This is a genomic window from Streptomyces sp. NPDC051940 (assembly GCF_040680895.1).
In the GTDB taxonomy this organism is placed as follows: Bacteria; Actinomycetota; Actinomycetes; order Streptomycetales; family Streptomycetaceae; genus Streptomyces.
In genome coordinates, this window is the sequence record NZ_JBFAXR010000084.1 from 1 (window position 1) to 17,114 (window position 17,114).

19 protein-coding genes and 7 tRNA genes are annotated in these 17,114 nt (G+C 72.3%); 14 read left to right on the forward strand and 12 right to left on the reverse strand.

The genetic code is table 11. The annotated features are described in order from the left end of the window. Positions 1 to 1,204 precede the first annotated feature (1,204 nt). Both AB0M28_RS27185 and AB0M28_RS27190 read right to left on the reverse strand, forming a co-directional pair. Positions 1,205 to 1,408: a hypothetical protein gene (locus tag AB0M28_RS27185; protein WP_365410302.1), complete on the reverse strand. Its 204-nt coding sequence runs from the start codon at positions 1,406 to 1,408 to the stop codon at positions 1,205 to 1,207. 187 nt (positions 1,409 to 1,595) lie between these two features. Further along, complete coding sequence (locus tag AB0M28_RS27190; RefSeq protein WP_365410305.1) at positions 1,596 to 1,853, reverse strand: hypothetical protein; 258 nt, start codon at positions 1,851 to 1,853, stop codon at positions 1,596 to 1,598. A gap of 296 nt (positions 1,854 to 2,149) precedes the next feature. Between AB0M28_RS27190 and AB0M28_RS27195 the strand changes: the two genes are divergently transcribed. The 3 genes from AB0M28_RS27195 to AB0M28_RS27205 all read left to right on the forward strand — a co-directional run bounded on the left by AB0M28_RS27195 (position 2,150) and on the right by AB0M28_RS27205 (position 4,872). Continuing rightward, complete coding sequence (locus AB0M28_RS27195) at positions 2,150 to 3,484, forward strand: protein kinase (RefSeq protein ID WP_365410307.1); 1,335 nt, start codon at positions 2,150 to 2,152, stop codon at positions 3,482 to 3,484. 77 nt (positions 3,485 to 3,561) lie between these two features. Next, the gene (locus AB0M28_RS27200) at positions 3,562 to 4,533 is read left to right on the forward strand and encodes a phosphotransferase (RefSeq protein WP_365410309.1); all 972 of its coding nucleotides are present in this window, start codon (positions 3,562 to 3,564) and stop codon (positions 4,531 to 4,533) included. A 51-nt stretch (positions 4,534 to 4,584) separates the two neighbouring features. Continuing rightward, on the forward strand, positions 4,585 to 4,872 hold the full coding sequence (locus tag AB0M28_RS27205; RefSeq protein ID WP_365410312.1) for a zf-TFIIB domain-containing protein: 288 nt from the start codon (positions 4,585 to 4,587) through the stop codon (positions 4,870 to 4,872). A 44-nt stretch (positions 4,873 to 4,916) separates the two neighbouring features. On the opposite strand, the gene AB0M28_RS27210 is transcribed toward AB0M28_RS27205, so the two are convergent. The 5 genes from AB0M28_RS27210 to AB0M28_RS27230 all read right to left on the reverse strand — a co-directional run bounded on the left by AB0M28_RS27210 (position 4,917) and on the right by AB0M28_RS27230 (position 5,365). Next, positions 4,917 to 4,988 (reverse strand) — tRNA-Val (locus AB0M28_RS27210). Between the two features lie 37 nt (positions 4,989 to 5,025). After that, positions 5,026 to 5,097, reverse strand: a tRNA-Val gene (locus tag AB0M28_RS27215). 22 nt (positions 5,098 to 5,119) lie between these two features. After that, a tRNA-Val gene (locus AB0M28_RS27220) sits at positions 5,120 to 5,191 on the reverse strand. 1 nt (position 5,192) lies between these two features. Further along, a tRNA-Cys gene (locus tag AB0M28_RS27225) sits at positions 5,193 to 5,263 on the reverse strand. Between the two features lie 29 nt (positions 5,264 to 5,292). Further along, positions 5,293 to 5,365 (reverse strand) — tRNA-Gly (locus AB0M28_RS27230). 170 nt (positions 5,366 to 5,535) lie between these two features. Here AB0M28_RS27230 and AB0M28_RS27235 point away from each other — a divergent pair. The 4 genes from AB0M28_RS27235 to AB0M28_RS27250 are packed head-to-tail and all read left to right on the forward strand — an operon-like array spanning position 5,536 to position 8,818. Next, complete coding sequence (locus AB0M28_RS27235) at positions 5,536 to 6,597, forward strand: chorismate-binding protein (protein WP_365410315.1); 1,062 nt, start codon at positions 5,536 to 5,538, stop codon at positions 6,595 to 6,597. Next, a complete protein-coding gene (locus AB0M28_RS27240) occupies positions 6,594 to 7,415 on the forward strand; it encodes an aminodeoxychorismate lyase (protein ID WP_365410318.1) in 822 nt (273 codons plus the stop codon). Before AB0M28_RS27235 ends, AB0M28_RS27240 begins: the two co-directional genes overlap by 4 nt. An 18-nt stretch (positions 7,416 to 7,433) precedes the next feature. Further along, positions 7,434 to 8,264: a GNAT family N-acetyltransferase gene (locus AB0M28_RS27245; protein ID WP_365410321.1), complete on the forward strand. Its 831-nt coding sequence runs from the start codon at positions 7,434 to 7,436 to the stop codon at positions 8,262 to 8,264. Positions 8,265 to 8,308: 44 nt separating this feature from the next. Continuing rightward, entirely contained in the window at positions 8,309 to 8,818 is a 510-nt protein-coding gene (locus tag AB0M28_RS27250) for a DsbA family protein (RefSeq protein ID WP_365410324.1), read from the forward strand. Positions 8,819 to 8,894: 76 nt separating this feature from the next. Here AB0M28_RS27250 and AB0M28_RS27255 read toward each other — a convergent pair whose 3' ends face one another. The 4 genes from AB0M28_RS27255 to AB0M28_RS27270 all read right to left on the reverse strand — a co-directional run bounded on the left by AB0M28_RS27255 (position 8,895) and on the right by AB0M28_RS27270 (position 10,868). Next, a complete protein-coding gene (locus AB0M28_RS27255) occupies positions 8,895 to 9,344 on the reverse strand; it encodes a hypothetical protein (RefSeq protein WP_365410411.1) in 450 nt (149 codons plus the stop codon). A gap of 125 nt (positions 9,345 to 9,469) precedes the next feature. Next, entirely contained in the window at positions 9,470 to 9,634 is a 165-nt protein-coding gene (locus AB0M28_RS27260) for a hypothetical protein (RefSeq protein WP_365410327.1), read from the reverse strand. A gap of 90 nt (positions 9,635 to 9,724) precedes the next feature. Then, a complete protein-coding gene (locus AB0M28_RS27265) occupies positions 9,725 to 10,291 on the reverse strand; it encodes a CGNR zinc finger domain-containing protein (RefSeq protein ID WP_365410330.1) in 567 nt (188 codons plus the stop codon). A 163-nt stretch (positions 10,292 to 10,454) separates the two neighbouring features. Next, positions 10,455 to 10,868, reverse strand: a complete 414-nt coding sequence (locus tag AB0M28_RS27270) for an SsgA family sporulation/cell division regulator (RefSeq protein WP_003959770.1) — start codon at positions 10,866 to 10,868, stop codon at positions 10,455 to 10,457. 190 nt (positions 10,869 to 11,058) lie between these two features. On the opposite strand from AB0M28_RS27270, the gene AB0M28_RS27275 reads away from it, so the two are divergent. The 4 genes from AB0M28_RS27275 (at position 11,059) to AB0M28_RS27290 (ending at position 12,298) form a co-directional block, all read left to right on the forward strand. Continuing rightward, positions 11,059 to 11,547 (forward strand): TIGR02611 family protein, encoded by a 489-nt coding sequence (locus tag AB0M28_RS27275; RefSeq protein ID WP_365410333.1) that lies wholly within the window; start codon positions 11,059 to 11,061, stop codon positions 11,545 to 11,547. Positions 11,548 to 11,624: 77 nt separating this feature from the next. Further along, positions 11,625 to 11,696: transfer RNA gene (locus AB0M28_RS27280), tRNA-Val, on the forward strand. A 32-nt stretch (positions 11,697 to 11,728) separates the two neighbouring features. Continuing rightward, complete coding sequence (locus AB0M28_RS27285) at positions 11,729 to 12,178, forward strand: SRPBCC family protein (protein WP_365410336.1); 450 nt, start codon at positions 11,729 to 11,731, stop codon at positions 12,176 to 12,178. A gap of 48 nt (positions 12,179 to 12,226) precedes the next feature. Then, positions 12,227 to 12,298, forward strand: a tRNA-Val gene (locus AB0M28_RS27290). 61 nt (positions 12,299 to 12,359) lie between these two features. On the opposite strand, the gene AB0M28_RS27295 is transcribed toward AB0M28_RS27290, so the two are convergent. Beyond that, positions 12,360 to 13,094, reverse strand: coding sequence for an exonuclease domain-containing protein (locus tag AB0M28_RS27295; protein WP_365410339.1), 735 nt, complete (start codon positions 13,092 to 13,094; stop codon positions 12,360 to 12,362). Positions 13,095 to 13,259: 165 nt separating this feature from the next. Between AB0M28_RS27295 and AB0M28_RS27300 the strand changes: the two genes are divergently transcribed. From AB0M28_RS27300 to thrS, 3 genes are all read left to right on the forward strand, one after another. Beyond that, on the forward strand, positions 13,260 to 13,829 hold the full coding sequence (locus AB0M28_RS27300) for a DUF4365 domain-containing protein (RefSeq protein WP_365410342.1): 570 nt from the start codon (positions 13,260 to 13,262) through the stop codon (positions 13,827 to 13,829). Further along, positions 13,826 to 14,989 carry a hypothetical protein gene (locus AB0M28_RS27305; protein WP_365410345.1) on the forward strand — a complete coding sequence of 388 codons (1,164 nt, stop codon included), beginning with the start codon at positions 13,826 to 13,828 and terminating at the stop codon, positions 14,987 to 14,989. Before AB0M28_RS27300 ends, AB0M28_RS27305 begins: the two co-directional genes overlap by 4 nt. A 109-nt stretch (positions 14,990 to 15,098) precedes the next feature. Then, a complete protein-coding gene (gene thrS, locus AB0M28_RS27310; protein ID WP_365410348.1) occupies positions 15,099 to 17,081 on the forward strand; it encodes a threonine--tRNA ligase in 1,983 nt (660 codons plus the stop codon). Positions 17,082 to 17,114: the final 33 nt, after the last annotated feature.

Sequence of the window (17,114 nt, forward strand, 5' to 3'; positions counted from 1 at the left end):
GCGCAGCGCAGCGGAGCCGACACAGCCCCACCGGGCCACCACCGGCATCCCTCGGCGGAGCGCCAGCGGAGCCGATCGCTACGCATCAGGCCGACGGAGCGCAGCGGAGTCGGCGCCGCCCCACTGGCCCACCGTAGGCAACCCCCGGCGGAGCGCAGCGGAGCCGCCCGCTCCGCACCGGCGCAGCGCCAGCGGAGCCGCTCACTGGGCGGCGCAAGGCGCCGTCCCCTCGCGCTCCGCCCGGCAAGGCCCCTTGGGGCCGCAGAATCACTTCGATCCGCAACGACAACCGGCCACCACAGCCATCGGCCGCAGGGAGCCACCAGCCGGCACCCCCCACCCACGCCACGGGCGCCACCAACCGGCACCCGCCCACCCACACCAAGGGCGTCACGGACCACAACCGCCCACCCCACACCATCCTCGACCGGTGGTCGCTGGAGGGCTTACCAGCCCCCAGTCCCAGTCCAGGCGCCGACGCCAGGCAAAACACACCGCAACGCGTGGCGTGTGGTGCGGCACCCCCCACCGAAGGCACAACGGAGCACCGGCCACCCAACGCGGACCGCCCACCCCCGCCGGGGAGCCCCCTCACCCCCGAGGCGCCGACGTCAGGCAAGACAACCCGCAACGGGTGGCGTGTGGGTGGGGGCAACCCCGCGCCGAAGGCGCGGGCGGCGCCGGACACGGACCGGCAACCGCCCCACACGCCCAGCAGCCACCGACGGCGCAGAGCGGCGCCGCGCAGCCGACGCGCAGTCGACGCACACGCACCCACACCCAACAGACGCCCCAGGCGCAGTCGCCGCCGCGCAGCGAACGCACACCGACACACGCCAGAGGATCACCGAAGCCGCGGACCACCGCACACCGAGCAGACGCCAAAGACGCAATGGCCGCCCCGCAACAGACCCACACCACCGCAGACCAAAGCACCGCCGAAAGCACGGGACCCCGATCGCACCACCGCACACCAAAGGACCGCCGAAGGCACCGCCGAAGGCACGGAACCCCGATCACACCACCGCACACCAAAGGCCCCCGGGGGGCGCACCCCCCGCAAAACGCGTGAGGCCCGGGGATCTCCCCAGATCCCCGGGCCACGCGTCCGTCCGCCGCACCCCCGTCCCCACGGGGCTGAGCCGGCAGTCCCCGGCCCGGGCCGCTCTCCCGGACCAAATGAATAGCGCTCAAGAGCTGACGCTCAGAGCCCCATCACTCCGGCCACGGACGACGCATTGGTGGCAACCGCTTCCCAGCCGCCGAAAACGACGGCGAGTACGGCCGCGAGAGGAAGGACCATGGCCAGCGCCACCGCCGGGTGGCGCCTGCCGGAGGGCTGTACGCCGAACGTGGCCGCGGGGCGTCCGCCCCGCACCACACCTCGCCCGAACATCTCCGCCGACATGTCCTCAACCTCCACAGTTTTGGGGCGGCGGGCGTTTGACCTCGGGGGACGAGTGCTGCGCCCGCCGCTTGACTTCAAATCTAGGGGCGGGATCCACCCCGGTCGTCATGCCCGCGTATCGATTCACGGGCCTCCCGGAGGATGACGTACCCCTCCCCCGGATACTCCCCTGGGTGGAGACGGAGACCTAGGTCCCCGGGTCTTCCCCCAGGGGACGCTCGGATTCGTCGGTCCGCGGAACCGGATGTTCCACCAGCGCCAGCACACGGGCGGCCATGAACCGGGCGGTCCGCACCACCGACCCGCTGCGCGTGACCTCGCTCACCTCGACCACGCCCCGTTTCACCGAGGTCTCCACGCGCCGGCCGGCCCGGGAGGCCACGACCATGTAGGTGCGGGTGGAATCACCCGCGTCCACAACTATCTCGATCCGATCGCCTTTCACAGCGGCCAATCCCCCTATCTGCGACGGCGGTTGGGAGGCGTATCGAACCTGGTCGGCCCGCTTCCTCCCGCTACTTCAAGGATCCCACCCGGCACTGACAAATCCGCGCTCCGCGCCCACGGACGAGCCCCGTTCCCGGCCGCTGACCGGGGGCCGCGTCCCCAACGCCGTTCCCACCGGGGGGCTTACCGGGCTGCACGCCCCGCGCGCGTGTGGGCGTGGGAGCCCCTTCTGTTTCGTACACAGCCTCTAAGCTGACCCTGACAGCAGCACACTGACCGCAGCGGGGATGATTCATGGCGATGATGCGGCTCCGGCGCGAGGATCCGCGGGTCGTCGGCTCGTTCCGCATCCACCGGCGGCTCGGCGCCGGTGGCATGGGCGTGGTCTATCTGGGCTCCGACCGGCGTGGCCAGCGGGTCGCGTTGAAGGTGATCCGGCCCGATCTCGCGGAGGACCAGGAGTTCCGCTCCCGCTTCGCCCGCGAGGTCTCCGCCGCGCGGCGCATCCGCGGCGGCTGTACGGCACGGCTCGTGGCGGCCGATCTGGACGCCGACCGGCCGTGGTTCGCGACGCAGTACGTACCCGGCCCGTCCCTCCACGACAAGGTCGGCGAGGAGGGCCCGCTGCCCGCCGCCCGCGTGGCGGCGATCGGCGCGGCGCTCGCCGAGGGCCTGGTCGCCGTCCACGAGGCGGGCGTGGTGCACCGGGACCTCAAGCCGTCGAACATCCTCCTGTCGCCCAAGGGCCCGCGCATCATCGACTTCGGCATCGCCTGGTCGACCGGCGCGAGCACCCTCACCCACGTCGGTACGGCGGTGGGCTCCCCCGGCTTCCTCGCCCCGGAGCAGGTGCGCGGTGTCGCCGTGACGCCGGCGAGCGACGTGTTCTCGCTGGGCGCGACGCTGGCGTACGCCGCGACGGGCGACTCGCCCTTCGGGCAGGGCAGTTCCGAGGTGATGCTCTACCGGGTCGTCCACGAGGACCCGCAGCTGCGCGGCACCCCCGACGCGCTCGCCCCGCTCATCCAGGCGTGCCTGGCGAAGGACCCCACCGAGCGGCCGACGACGCTGCAGCTGTCGCTGCGGCTGAAGGAGATCGCCGTCCGCGAGGCGCGCGGCGCGGGGGCACCCCCGGCGGCGCCCGCCCAGCGGCCAGCGGAGCGCCGTACGGAGGCGATGCTCCCGCAGGCGCAGTCGGACGTCGCACCCGGCCGCGCCCCGGGAGCCCCGGCCGAGGGCGACGCACGCGGAACCGCTGCCCCCGGCGGCGGAGCCGCACGCGGCACAGGCACCCCCGGCGCCCGGAGCGCGGGGACCTCCGGCGGCGGCGCACGCGGTACGGCCTCCCCCGCACGCGGTACGGGCTCCCCCGCCGGATCACGCGGCCCCGCGCCCGCCCGGCCCCCGCGGGGCTCCGCCGGGCGCGCGGAGTCGCCCTCCGGCCCCTCCCGCCCCGCCGCGGGGCGTACGCCCGCTCCGCGCAAGGCGGAGGGCTCGCGACCGCCGGCGGCGGCGCGGCGGCCGTCGCGCGACCGGATGCTGCGGCAGCGGCTGATCGTGTTCGTGATCGTGACGTTCCTCGTCGCGCTGGGCATCGCCGCCGCCCAGGGCTGCCAGGGCCCGATGTAACCACCGCCCGCGAGGCGGTAATGCCCGGCAGCCGAGACCGGCGCACACCCGGCGCTCCCACGACGGATAATCACCCCGTGCCACGCACCCTCATAGACCGCCTCGCCGCGCTCCGCCCCGGCCACCCGCCCGACGTACTCGCGGACCGCCCCGACGGCACCGTCATCCGCAGCGGCGGCGTGGTGGTCAAGGCGCACGCCCAGGACACGGACCACGACGCGCTGCGGGCACGGCTGCGGATCGCCGCGCATCCGGCGCTGAAGGGCATCCTGCTCACCCCGCTGCCGGGCCCCCGCGCCCCGCTCGACGGCCGTCCCGTCACCGAGTGGCCGGAGGGAGCGCCCGTCTCGCCGGAGCGGCCCGAGGACGCCCCCTGGGCGGAGGCCGGGCGACTGCTGGCCCGCCTGCACCGGATCAGCCCCGACACCCTGCCGGGCCCGATCCCGGCCATGCGCGGCCCGGCCAAGGCCGCCCGCGCCATCCGCCGCCTCCAGTCCCACCCCACCACCCGGACCCGCGCACAGGGTCACGCAGAGGACCAAGCACAAGCCCACGCAGAGGACCAAGACCGAGCCACCGTCCTGCGAGCCTGGCGCTCCCTCCCCGCCTGGGCCCGCGACGAGGCGCCGTACGACGGACCGACCGGGCTGTGCCACGGCGATCTGCACTTCGGGCAGTTCGTCCGGCATCCCTGCCCCGACGGCCCCTGGGTGCTCATCGACATCGACGACCTCGGCCTCGGCGACCCCGCCTGGGACCTCGCCCGCCCCGCCGCCTGGTATGCCATCGGCCTGATACCGGCCACCGACTGGCAGACGTTCCTGGACGCCTACCGGTCAGCCGGCGGGCCGGCCGCGGGGACACCCCGGGACGGGCTCTGGCCGGCCAGGGTGGAGACGCCCGCCCGCGCCCTGACCGTGCAGCTCGCGGCGCTCGCCCTCGCACGCGCGCGGGAGGAGTCGCGTCCTCCTGACGACGTAGACCGGGACCTGGTGAAAGCGTGCGGACGGATGGTTTACGTACCGCCCGGTCCGGCTCGGGGCGACTAGTCGTACGCTGGGGCCGACCATCGAAGGCCGTCCGAGGAGTTGAGACGACCCATGCAGTGTCCCAAGTGCCGTGCGCCGATGCAGACGTACACCCGCAGCGGCGTTCAGATCGAGCAGTGCAGCGGCTGCCGGGGGATCTTCCTCGACTACGGCGAGCTCGAATCGATCACGCGGATGGAAGCGCAGTGGCAGCAGCAGGCGCCGCCGCCCCCGCCGCCGGCCCAGCCGTACCCGCAGCAGGCTCCGGCCTGGGGCGCTCCGCACGGCGGCGGCCACGGCGGCCACTACGGCTACGGCCACCGCAAGGGCGGCCTGGGCCGGATGCTCTTCTCTTCCTGAGCACAACGCGAAGGGCCGGGACTCGATGAGTCCCGGCCCGAACGTGGACGATACTGGGATTGAACCAGTGACCTCTTCCGTGTCAGGGAAGCGCTCTCCCGCTGAGCTAATCGTCCTCGACCCACTAATAAACCGCAGGTCAGCGGCTTTGCGTGCGCGATACTGGGATTGAACCAGTGACCTCTTCCGTGTCAGGGAAGCGCTCTCCCGCTGAGCTAATCGCGCGGGTGGGACCTCGCGGTCCCGGTGGACGATACTGGGATTGAACCAGTGACCCCTTCCGTGTCAGGGAAGTGCTCTCCCGCTGAGCTAATCGTCCGAGGTGGAGACGGGATTTGAACCCGTGTAGACGGCTTTGCAGGCCGTTGCCTCGCCTCTCGGCCACTCCACCAACGCGGGGACCACAAAGGACCCCCATCGAGCGGACGACGAGATTCGAACTCGCGACCCTCACCTTGGCAAGGTGATGCTCTACCAACTGAGCTACGTCCGCCTGTCATGATCCGTTCCGCCTCGCGGCGTCCCGGTGACGTGTTGAACTGTAGCGGATTCCGGTCCCAGCTCAAATTCCGTATCCCCTGTGCCACCGGCCGGGTCGCCCGCGAACCGGCGCTCCCGATCCTCACCCGGCAGCGGGTCCGCCGGCGGTCCTAGACTCGAGGCGTGCTCGACCTTGCCCCTCTCGCCCGCTTCGGCGGGCTCATCGCCTCCGATCTGCGGGACGTCACCACCGACCCCGCGGCGCTGGACTCCACCGGCTTCTGGGCCGTGGTCGCCGACTTCGAGGGGCGGATCCTGTGCGCCCGCTTCGGCGACGTCCGTACGGCCACCACCCCGCCGGTCCCCGACCCCCGCCGCTGGCGCGGTCCCGCGCCCGGCGACTGGACGTCGTCCCTCGACCGCGACGCCTACATAGCCGGGGTCCGCCGGATACGCGAGCACATCGCGGCCGGCGAGGTCTACCAGGCGAACCTCTGCCGGGTGATGACCGCGCCCCTGCCGGACCCGGACGCCTCCGACATGGACGCGCTGACCGCCCTGCTGGCGCACGGCAACCCCGCCCCGTACGCGGGCACCGTCCGCCTCCCGGCGCACGGCGTGGAGGTGGCGACCGCCTCCCCCGAGCTGTTCCTGCGCCGCACCGGCCGCGTGGTGGAGTCCGGCCCGATCAAGGGCACCGGGCGCACGCGCGAGGACCTGCTGGAGAAGGACCACGCCGAGAACGTGATGATCGTGGACCTCGTCCGCAACGACCTGGGCCGCGTCTGTACGACGGGCTCCGTCACCGTGCCCGCGCTGTGCGCCGTGGAGCAGCACCCCGGGCTGGTGCACCTGGTCTCCACCGTCCGCGGCGAGCTGGCGGACGGCGCGGGCTGGCCGGAGCTGTTCGCGGCGACGTTCCCGCCCGGGTCGGTGACCGGCGCGCCGAAGAGCAGCGCGCTGCGGATCATCGACGCGCTGGAGACGGCCCCGCGCGGACCGTACTGCGGCGGGATCGGCTGGGTGGACGCCGACCGCGGCACGGGCGAGCTGGCCGTCGGCATCCGCACGTTCTGGATCGACCGCCGCTCCCCCGGGGGTCCCGTGCTCCGTTTCGGCACGGGAGCGGGCATCACGTGGGGTTCGGACCCGGTGCGCGAGTGGGAGGAGACCGAGCTCAAGGCGTCGCGTCTGCTCGCGGTAGCGTCGGGAGCACACGCACCGATCCAAGGAGCACGTAGGTGAACATCTGGCTCGACGGGGCACTGCGCGACACCCAGGACGCCCGGGTGTCCGTCCTCGACCACGGTCTGACGGTCGGCGACGGCGTCTTCGAGACGGTCAAGGCGACGGACGGACGGCCGTTCGCGCTGACCCGCCATCTCAAGCGCCTGGCGACCTCCGCCCGCGGCCTCGGCCTGCCCGAGCCGGATCTGGACGAGGTACGCCGTGCCTGCGCCGAGGTGCTCGCCGCCAACCCGATGCCGCTGGGCCGCCTGCGCATCACGTACACCGGCGGTCTGTCGCCGCTGGGCTCGGATCGCGGGGCGGACGGCCCGACGCTGGTCGTGGCCCTGGGCGAGACCACGCGCCGGCCGGACACCACGGCCGTCGTCACCGTGCCCTGGACGCGCAACGAGCGCAGCGCGATCGCGGGCCTGAAGACCACGTCGTACGCCGAGAACGTCGTCGGTCTGGCCCGGGCCCGCGAGGCGGGCGCCTCCGAGGCCCTGCTCGCCAACACCCGCGGCCGGCTGTGCGAGGGCACCGGGTCGAACGTCTTCGTCGTGCTGAACGGCGAGCTGCACACCCCGCCCGTCGACTCCGGCTGCCTGGCGGGCATCACGCGCCGGCTGATCGTGGAGTGGACCGGGGCGCAGGAGACGGACCTGCCGTTCGAGGCGCTGCAGGAGGCGGAGGAGATCTTCCTGACGTCCTCGCTGCGCGACGTGCAGGCCGTCCACCGGCTCGACGGCCGCGACCTGCCCGGCACACCGGGTCCGGTCACCGCGAAGGCCATGCGGGTCTTCGACGAGCGTTCCGCGGCGGACATCGATCCGTAAGGCCAGTCAGGAGGGGGCATGACGACGACACTCCGGCCCACCGGACCGGAAAGACCCGAGGCGGACGGCGGCCGCTCCCGCGACTACGAGGTGTGCGTGAACGGCCGCCCCGTCGGCTCCGTCCACGTCCGCACCGACGAGCGCGGCGGGCCGGAGGCCGGCCGGATCCGCGATCTGCGGATCGCGGAGCCCGACCGGCACTGCGGGCGGGGCACGGTCGCCGCGCTCGCCGCCGAGGAGGTGCTGCGCGGCTGGGGCTGCCGGCGGATCCTGATCTCCGTACCCGCCTCGGCCACCACCGCCCTGGGCCTCGCGTCGGCGCTCGGTTACGTCGAGACCGGCCGCCGGCTGTCCAAGACGCTTACGGGGCCGCCGGACCTCCCGCCCGGCAGCGAGCCCCGGCCGCTGACCCGGATCGAGTACCCGGCGTGGCAGGAGGCGGCGGCCGCCGCCTTCGTCGAGGTGCGCGTGCGGGCCGGCACCCCCCGGGAGCTCGCCGAGCGGTCGGTCGACGAGTCCTACCGGGTGCAGCTGCCCCAGGGCGCCGACACACCCGGGAACGCGCTGCTGGTCCTGGGCCACGAGGGCACGGACGTCGGCTACGTGTGGGTCGCGCCGCGGCGCCCGTACGAGCCGTACGGCTGGGTCTTCGACGTGGAGGTCCACCCCGCGTACCGGGGACGCGGCCACGGGCGCACGCTGATGCTGCTCGCCGAGCGGGAGTGCCTGGCGGCCGGCGTGGACCGGCTGGGTCTGAACGTCTTCGCCGACAACCCGGTGGCCCTGCGGCTGTACGAGTCGCTGGGCTACACCCCGGCCGAGTTCCACTTCACCAAGCCCCTGCGCTGAGGGCCCGGCCGCCCGCACCCCGACGACCTGGAAGACTGACTCCCATGACAGACCACGCCCCCGCCCCCGTCCGCCCCGTGCTCGACGTCTGGTGCGAGCTGCAGTGCCCCGACTGCCGTACGGCGCTTCAGGACGTCCACGCGCTGCGGGAGCGCTACGGGGACCGGCTGGAGATCCGGCTGCGGCACTTCCCCCTCGACAAGCACAAGCACGCCCTGGCGGCCGCCCAGGCCGCGGAGGAGGCGGCCGAGCAGGGGCAGGGCTGGCCGTACACCGAGGCGGTGCTGGCGCGCGTGGAGGAGTTCGACTCCCGGGGCGAGGCGCTGCTGGCCGAGGTGGCGCGGGAGCTGGGGCTGGACGCGGACGAGCTGGAGACGGCGCTGGTCGACGGCCGCCACTTCCTGGCCGTGGACGCCGACGTGGCGGAGGGCAGGGCGATCGGCGTCACGGGCACCCCGACGTACGAGATCGCCGGGCAGCGGCTCGACGGCGGGCAGAGCCAGGAGGGGCTGCGGGAGCGCATCGAGGAGATCGTGGACGGCCTCCTCGGCTGAGACGCGGGGCCTTCACCCGCACCGGAACGCGGCGCCTCGCCTGCGACGCGGGGTCCTCGCCCCGCGCCCGGCGGCCTCAGATCCCGTGCTTCTTCAGGATCGCCTCGATATCGGAGAAGTCCTCGCCCGACTCCGACGACTTCGCCCGGCGGGCCGGGGCGCGTGACGGCTCCAGTGCGGCGGGGGTGGGGCCCGGTTCGGCGGCGCGCCGGGTCGCCTGGCCGTCGACGCGGCCGGGCGCCTTGTCGGCACCCAGGCGGGACAGGACGTAGAGGATCACGGACAGGGCGATCACGGCGAAGCCGGCCCAGACGGTGGGCTTGAAGACCAGATCGGTGGCCCAGTCGCCGACGGCCGTGCCGATCTTGCCCCCGAGCTTCACCAGTCCGGCCATGGCCAGCCCGATCGGCAGCAGCGACCAGGCGGCGATCTTCGTCGCACGCCGGAAGCGGCGCCGGTACGCCGTCAGGAACGCGACGGCCAGGCCCGCCGCGGACAGTGCGGCACAGACGGTCGCGGTGAACATACCTCCGGTCGTGGTGAACATACCTCCATCGTGCACCCGCGCACGGCCGCCGGGCCATGGTGCGCGGGCGCACTCAGGGAGAAGTCGGGGACGGTCTCATCCGCAGGAACCACCCGGGTCCCCGCTCACCACCGGATGAGGTCGTGCGCCCCGGTGAGGGCGATGAGCCCGCCGATGACCGTGAGGAACAGCATCAGCGGGGGCTGGGAGAGGGCGAAGAGGCAGCCGCGCGGCTCGGGGGCGGCGGACTGCTGGGGGTGTGGGACGGGGTCCTCGGTCGTGTACGCCATGGCGGCACCGATGATGGCGCAGGAGGGCACCGGGGCGAGGGCAACACGCGCTTTTTGGCCGGGAGTTCATTCGTCAGAGCGCCCCGCCCGTCACCCCGTCGAGACGTCCGCCTCACGCCGGCGCGCCCGGTAGGCAGCGACATGCAGCCGGTTTCCGCAGGTACGGCTGGAGCAGTACCTGCGGGAGCGGTTGCGCGACAGGTCGACGAAGGCGCGCCCGCAGTCCGGGGCCTCGCAGCGGCGCAGCCGCTCCTGCTCCCCCGCGACCACCAGGAACGCCAGCGCCATGCCGCAGTCGGCGGCCAGATGCTGGGCCAGGGAGGCGCCGGGGGCGAAGTAGTGGATGTGCCAGTCGTAGCCGTCGTGGTCGGTCAGCCGCGGCGTCGTGCCCGCCTCGGCGACCAGCTCGTTCAGCAGTCCCGCGGCGCTGCGGGCGTCGCCGGCGGCGAACACCTTCGCGAAGCGGTCCCGCACGGCGCGCACCTCGGCGACATCGCGGTCGCCGAGATCGTGGGCGCCGCTGATGTCGTGCTCCGCGACGAACCGGCGCAGCGCCTCCACGTCGGTGAGCCCCTCCGCGAGCGGGTCGCTACCCGCCGTGTTCAGCAGGCCGACCACCGCGTCCAGAGCGCACCGGGTGTCGTGATTGATCAACACGGGTCTCCCCACAGCCGTAACGCGTCACCCCGTGCCACCGACAATAACGTCAGCACGGCACCGGCGTCGCGGATGGTCCGCGGCGGCGATGCCGTGCTGGTTCTCTGTGCGGTTGTCTCCGCGCTCGCCGTCTCCCCGAGTCGGACGGCGGCGGACGCCTGGTCTAGCTCTCCGCGAGGATGTGGGAGAGCTCCGTGTCGAGATCGAAATGCCGGTGTTCGGTTCCGGGTGGGACGGCGGCGTCGGTCCGCTTCAGGAACGACTCCAGGGCACGCGCGGGGGCTTCCAGGAGGGCCTCGCCCTCCGGGGAGCTCAGGGCGATGCAGACGACGCCCTGTCCGTGGCTCCGGGACGGCCAGACGCGGACGTCACCGGTTCCGGTGGGACGGTGCAGACCTTCGGCGAGGAGGTCGCGGGCGAACACCCATTCGACCGTCTCCTCGGCTCCGGTGTGGAAGGTGGCGTGCACGGCGTAGGGGTCCGCCGTGTCGTACCGCAGACCCGCCGGGACGGGCAGAGAGGACTCGCTCGACACAACGAGGCGCAGGTGCAGCTCGCAGCTGACCGTGGTGTTCATAAGCGCCAGGGCCTTTCGCTCAGTGTGCGCTCGGGGATTCGCACGTCGGCGAAGTCGACATGCCACCTACGGGGGGGTTGTAAACCCCTCTGACCGTTTTGTGATGATTTAGGTACTTCGTATGGCCTAGCGCCGGTTCTAAGCACTCGGCCATTCCGGTGAAGTACCGCGCTCAGGTAGTTTGGGCTGCATGAATGCGGAGAGTAACGGAGGTGGCCGTTCCGTCCCGGTAGACACGACGGACGGCGCGGCGACGGGGCCGGGAGACAACCCGGTCGAGGGAACGGGCGAGGTCGCCAAGGAACCGGGGCCCCGGATCTCGAAGGCCCCGAAGTTCATCCAGGCGCGGCGCTCGCTGCACCTGAGCTGGCAGGTCGGCGTCTTCGTCGTGGGACTGGCGATCGTCGCCCTCGGCGTCGTCATGCTGCCCCTGCCGGGACCCGGCTGGGTGGTGATCTTCCTGGGCATGGCGGTCTGGGCGACCGAGTTCGTCTGGGCCCAGGTCGTGCTGCACTGGACGAAGCGCAAGGTCACGGAGGCGGCGCAGCGGGCACTGGACCCCAAGGTCCGGCGGCGGAACATCACGCTGACCGCCATCGGCTGCGTGATCGCCGGCGCACTGCTGGCGGCGTACGTCGCGAAGTACGGCTTCGAGATGCCCTGGAACATCGAACGCTGACCCGCCCCGGCGCGGGCGGGCCGCCACGGGGGCGTCACGAGCACCCCCTGACATGCGGTAACGTAGTCCCTGCGCCCGGGCGATTAGCTCAGCGGGAGAGCACTTCGTTCACACCGAAGGGGTCACTGGTTCGATCCCAGTATCGCCCACCCCGACGCATGAAGGCCGCAGACTTGAGTCTGTGGCCTTTACGCATTACCGCTTCCGCAGCGAGTGGCGGATCGACGCGCCCCCCGACGCCGTCTACGGCGTGCTGGAACGAACCGAGGAGTACCCCCGGTGGTGGCCGCAGGTGCGGGAGGTGCGGCGGCTCGACGGCGCGTCCGGCCGGCTTCGCTTCCGCTCCTTCCTGCCGTACACGCTGCACGTCCAGGGGCACGAGCGGCGGCACGACGCCGGCGCGCGGGTGCTGGAGCTCGGGATGAGCGGGGACCTGGTGGGGTACGCGCGCTTCACCGTGCACGCCAACGGGCGTGGTTCGCGCGCCCTGTTCGAGCAGGAGGTCGAGGTGACACCCCGGTTGATGCGGTGGCTCGCACTGCCGGGCCGGCCGCTCTTCGTGGCCAACCACGCCTGGATGATGCGGGGCGGACAGCGGGGGCTGAGACGGCTGCTGGAGGAACGGGTTTGAACACCCGGCCCCGAGCCCTGTAATGTTCAACCCGCGCCACGGCGCAGCGGGCGATTAGCTCAGCGGGAGAGCACTTCGTTCACACCGAAGGGGTCACTGGTTCGATCCCAGTATCGCCCACCGCACACGAGAGCGATCCGAGGCCGGGAAACCGGACCGGATCGCTCTCGTCGTCTCCGGGTCACGCCGCCTGGCGCAGGTCCGGGCGCAGCGGCCACGCCGGGTCCACGACCTCCTCCGTACCGGACTTCTGGAACCACGCCTGCAGCCCGCGCGCCTGCGCCGCGTGCCACACCGCCTGACGGGCGTGCAGTTCGGCCGGGCGGTGCCCGCCTATCCGCTCCGTGTAGCGCCTGCCTATCGCCCGTACGACCGACAGCGCCGCCACCGCGTCCGCCGCCGCGTCGTGGGCGTCCTCCAGCGTCACCTCGTACGTGCCGCACAGATCGGTCAGCGTGCGCCGGCCGCGGCGGTAGCGGTCCAGATGCTTGTCCAGCACCCGGGGATCCAGCACGCACAGCGGACTGGCACCCAGATACGCCGACAGCGACGAATTGCGGTGCCGGCGCAACTCGCGGTCCAGCAGCGTCAGATCGAACGGCGCGTTCATCACCACCAGCGGCACACCCGCCGCCGACTGCGCCGCCAGCGCCCGGCCGACCTCCTCCATCACCGGCGACGGCCAGCGGCCGAAACGCTGCAGATGGGACTCGGTCAGCCCGTGTATCTCCGTCGCCGCGCTCGGCACCTGGACGCCCGGCGAGACCAGCCAGCGGGTGATGCGCGGCGGCGACGTCGCCTGATGCTGCACGACCAGCGCCGCCGACACGATGCGATCGTGCTCGACGTCCACGCCCGTCGTCTCGGTGTCGAACGCCGCGAGCGGCCCTTCGTACCAGAGTGTGGTCGACTCCAAGACGCCAACTCCCTGCTCTCGCCCCGTTGGTATTGCCAACTCCCCGCCCCGACCTGGTCATACCCGCATCCGCAACTGGTCGAACGAGCTTCGTTTGGCCGTTACTTGGAGTGGCGACAACCAGTAAGAGAACGGACAGCACAATTCCGGAAGGCAGTTGGGGCCATGGCGCTCGCGCAGCCCGAATCCGGTGGGCTGATAGCGGGGCGGCAGACGCAGCAGCTGCGCGGCCGGCTCGCGACCACCGCTTGCATGGAGACCCTCCAGGTCGGCTATCTGCACGCCGTGGCCGCCGCCGCCGGCTGCACCCTCGCCCAGCCCTTTCCGGACAGCGGCATCGACTGGCACGTCAGCCACAGCGCACCGGGCCACGCCGTCGACGACGAGGTCACCATCAAGGTGCAGCTCAAGGCCACTTACCAGATCCCGCCCCGGCCCAAGGGCCCCGCCTTCCCCTTCACCCTGGACAACGCCCATTTGCAGAAGCTGGCCCGCACCCCCGTCTCCGTCCACAAGATCCTCGTCGTGATGCTCGTCCCGCGGACCCAGGACGAATGGCTGCGCGCCGGACACGACCGCCTCGAACTGCGGCACTGCTGCTACTGGGTGAACCTCGCCGGCCACCCGGTCACGGGACGGACGAAGACCGTCGTCCGCATCCCCACCGCGCGCGTCTTCGACGACCGCGCGCTCTGCGAGATCATGACCCGGGTCGGCAAGGGAGGGCGACCATGAACCACCCGGCACCGATGACGGCGCCCGACCCCGCGACAGCGGATCCCGCCGTCCTCAGCGCCCTGCTGGCCCGCCACGGATGGCAGCGCCACGGGGCAACGGCGGCCCGCTACGCACGCTGGACCCCGCCGGGCACCGGGCCCGGCGGGGTCAGTCTCCTCGTGCCCCGGGACCGCTCCTTCCCCGACAGCACCGATCTGCTGGCCGAGGCCCTGCAGGCCCTCGAACACAGCGCCGCGCCCTCGGCCCGCGAGATCCTCGTGGGCCTCGCCGTCCCCAGCGACGAGATCCGCTGGGAACAGGACCTGCCCGACGGCACCGCCACCCCCGCCTGGGCCGCCGCCGAACAGCTGCGCGGCGCGGCCCGCTCCCTGCTGCTGGCGGCGGTCCTGGCCGTACGGGAACGGGCCGGCTACCACGGCGCCCGGCACCGCCGGCAGGCCGAGGCGGAGCTGGAGCGCGTGCTGGTCGGCCCCGTGTCCGGCGCCGGACGGCTGACGGCCTTCGTGCCCGTACCGGCCGGGCGGCCCGCCGTGGCGGTGCTCCACGGGGCGCTGCAGGGCGTACGGGACGCCATCGACTACGAGCGGGCCACCGGCGGCATGGAGACTTTCGACGCGGCCGTACAGCTCGGCGTGTGCAGCGAGCTGACGGGGGCCCTCGTCTCGCTGATCCGCGGCACCCAGGGCGTACGCATCTCCCTCGGCTGGGCCCCGGCCACCGGCGGTCCTGCCGGGCTCTCGACCCGCCCCGAGCCGGTGCACTTCTCCCCCGGCGACCTGGAGACCCTGCGGATCGCGGGCCGCCGGTACCGGCGCGACGAGCCCTCGATCCCGGTACGGATCACCGCCTCCGTCATCCGCATGCGCCGCGACCGGCCGAACGGCCCCGGCCGGGTCCGCCTGCAGATCCTCGCCGGCGCCGAGGTCACCGCCGTACGGGCCACGCTGGACGAGGAGGCGTACCGCATCGCGGGCCAGGCCCATCTCGTCGGGCTGCCCATCCGGCTCAGCGGGCGCCTCGAGAGCCGGGGCGGGTTCCGCCGGGTCACGGGCGTGGACGGGGTGACGCCGGTGGAGCTGGAGGAGGCGGAACGGGACCGGATGCTGAAGTCGCTCCACGAGAACCTGGACTTCTTCGAGGAGGCCTGCGGGGGGTGAGGGGCGCCGTTTTCCGTCGGGGCGGCCCGGCTCGGTACGATTCAGGCCGCACCGCCTACGGCGGTGCCCGAACCGTTCGTGAAGAAGATCCAGCCCCGAGGAGCTACCCGTGTCCGACGTCAACGTGATCGTCAAACGCGAATCCGCCGAGCCGGAAGAGCGCGTGGTCACGACGGGTACGACGGCCGGCGCGCTCTTCGAGGGAGAGCGCACCGTCGTCGCCGCGCGGGTCGCGGGCCAGCTGAAGGACCTGTCGTACGAGCTCGCCGCCGGCGACGAGGTCGAGCCGGTGGAGATCTCCTCCGAGGACGGCCTGAACATCCTGCGCCACTCCACGGCCCACGTCCTGGCGCAGGCCGTGCAGGAGCTGTTCCCCGATGCCAAGCTCGGCATCGGCCCGCCCATCAAGGACGGCTTCTACTACGACTTCGACGTCGAGAAGCCGTTCCACCCGGACGATCTCAAGCGCATCGAGAAGAAGATGCAGGAGATCCAGAAGCGCGGCCAGCGCTTCGCGCGCCGCGTGACCACGGACGAGGACGCCCGCGAGGAGCTGGCGGACGAGCCGTACAAGCTGGAGCTGATCGGCCTGAAGGGCTCGGCCGCCGAGGCCGCCGAGGGCGCGTCCGCCGAGGTCGGCGCGGGCGAGCTGACGATCTACGACAACCTCGACGCCAAGACCGGCGAGCTGTGCTGGAAGGACCTGTGCCGCGGGCCGCACCTGCCCACGACGCGGATGATCCCGGCGTTCAAGCTGATGCGGTCCGCCGCGGCGTACTGGCGGGGCAGCGAGAAGAACCCGCAGCTCCAGCGGATCTACGGCACCGCGTGGCCGTCGAAGGACGAGCTGAAGGCGTATCTGGAGTTCCTCGCCGAGGCGGAGAAGCGCGACCACAGGAAGCTGGGGTCGGAGCTCGACCTGTTCTCCATCCCGGAGGAGATCGGCTCCGGGCTGGCCGTCTTCCACCCGCGGGGCGGCATCATCCGCCGGGTCATGGAGGACTACTCGCGGCGGCGGCACGAGGAGGCGGGCTACGAGTTCGTCTACACGCCGCACGCCACGAAGGGGAAGCTCTTCGAGAAGTCCGGCCACCTGGACTGGTACGCCGACGGCATGTACCCGCCCATGCAGCTGGACGAGGGCACGGACTACTACCTGAAGCCCATGAACTGCCCCATGCACAACCTGATCTTCGACGCGCGGGGGCGGTCGTACCGTGAGCTGCCGCTGCGGCTGTTCGAGTTCGGGACGGTGTACCGGTACGAGAAGTCGGGCGTCGTGCACGGGCTGACGCGGGCGCGGGGCTTCACGCAGGACGACGCGCACATCTACTGCACCAAGGAGCAGATGGCGGACGAGCTGGACTCGCTGCTGACCTTCGTGCTGAACCTGCTGCGGGACTACGGTCTCGACGACTTCTACCTGGAGCTGTCGACCAAGGACCCGGAGAAGTCCATCGGCTCCGACGAGGTCTGGGAGGAGGCCACCGAGACCCTGCGCCAGGCGGCGGAGAAGCAGGGGCTCGAGCTGGTCCTGGACCCGGGCGGGGCGGCGTTCTACGGGCCGAAGATCTCGGTCCAGGCGAAGGACGCGATCGGGCGGACCTGGCAGATGTCGACGATCCAGGTGGACTTCAACCTGCCGGAGCGCTTCGACCTGGAGTACACGGGTCCCGACGGTACGAAGCAGCGGCCGGTCATGATCCACCGGGCGCTGTTCGGGTCGATCGAGCGGTTCTTCGCGGTGCTGCTGGAGCACTACGCGGGCGCGTTCCCGGCGTGGCTGGCGCCCGTGCAGGCGGTGGGCATCCCGGTGGGCGACGGGCATGTGGAGTACCTGGAGGAGTTCGCCGGTGAGGCGCGGCGGCGGGGGCTGCGGGTGGAGGTCGACTCGTCCTCGGACCGGATGCAGAAGAAGATCCGCAACCACCAGAAGGCCAAGGTGCCGTTCATGATCATCGTCGGTGACGACGACATGACCGGCGGCACGGTGTCCTTCCGCTACCGCGACGGGTCGCAGAAGAACGGGATCCCCCGTGACCAGGCGCTCGCGGAGCTGGTCGACGTGGTGGAGCGCCGGGTCCAGGTCTGACGTACGACGCGTGGGGCGGTCCTGCCTGGGTGG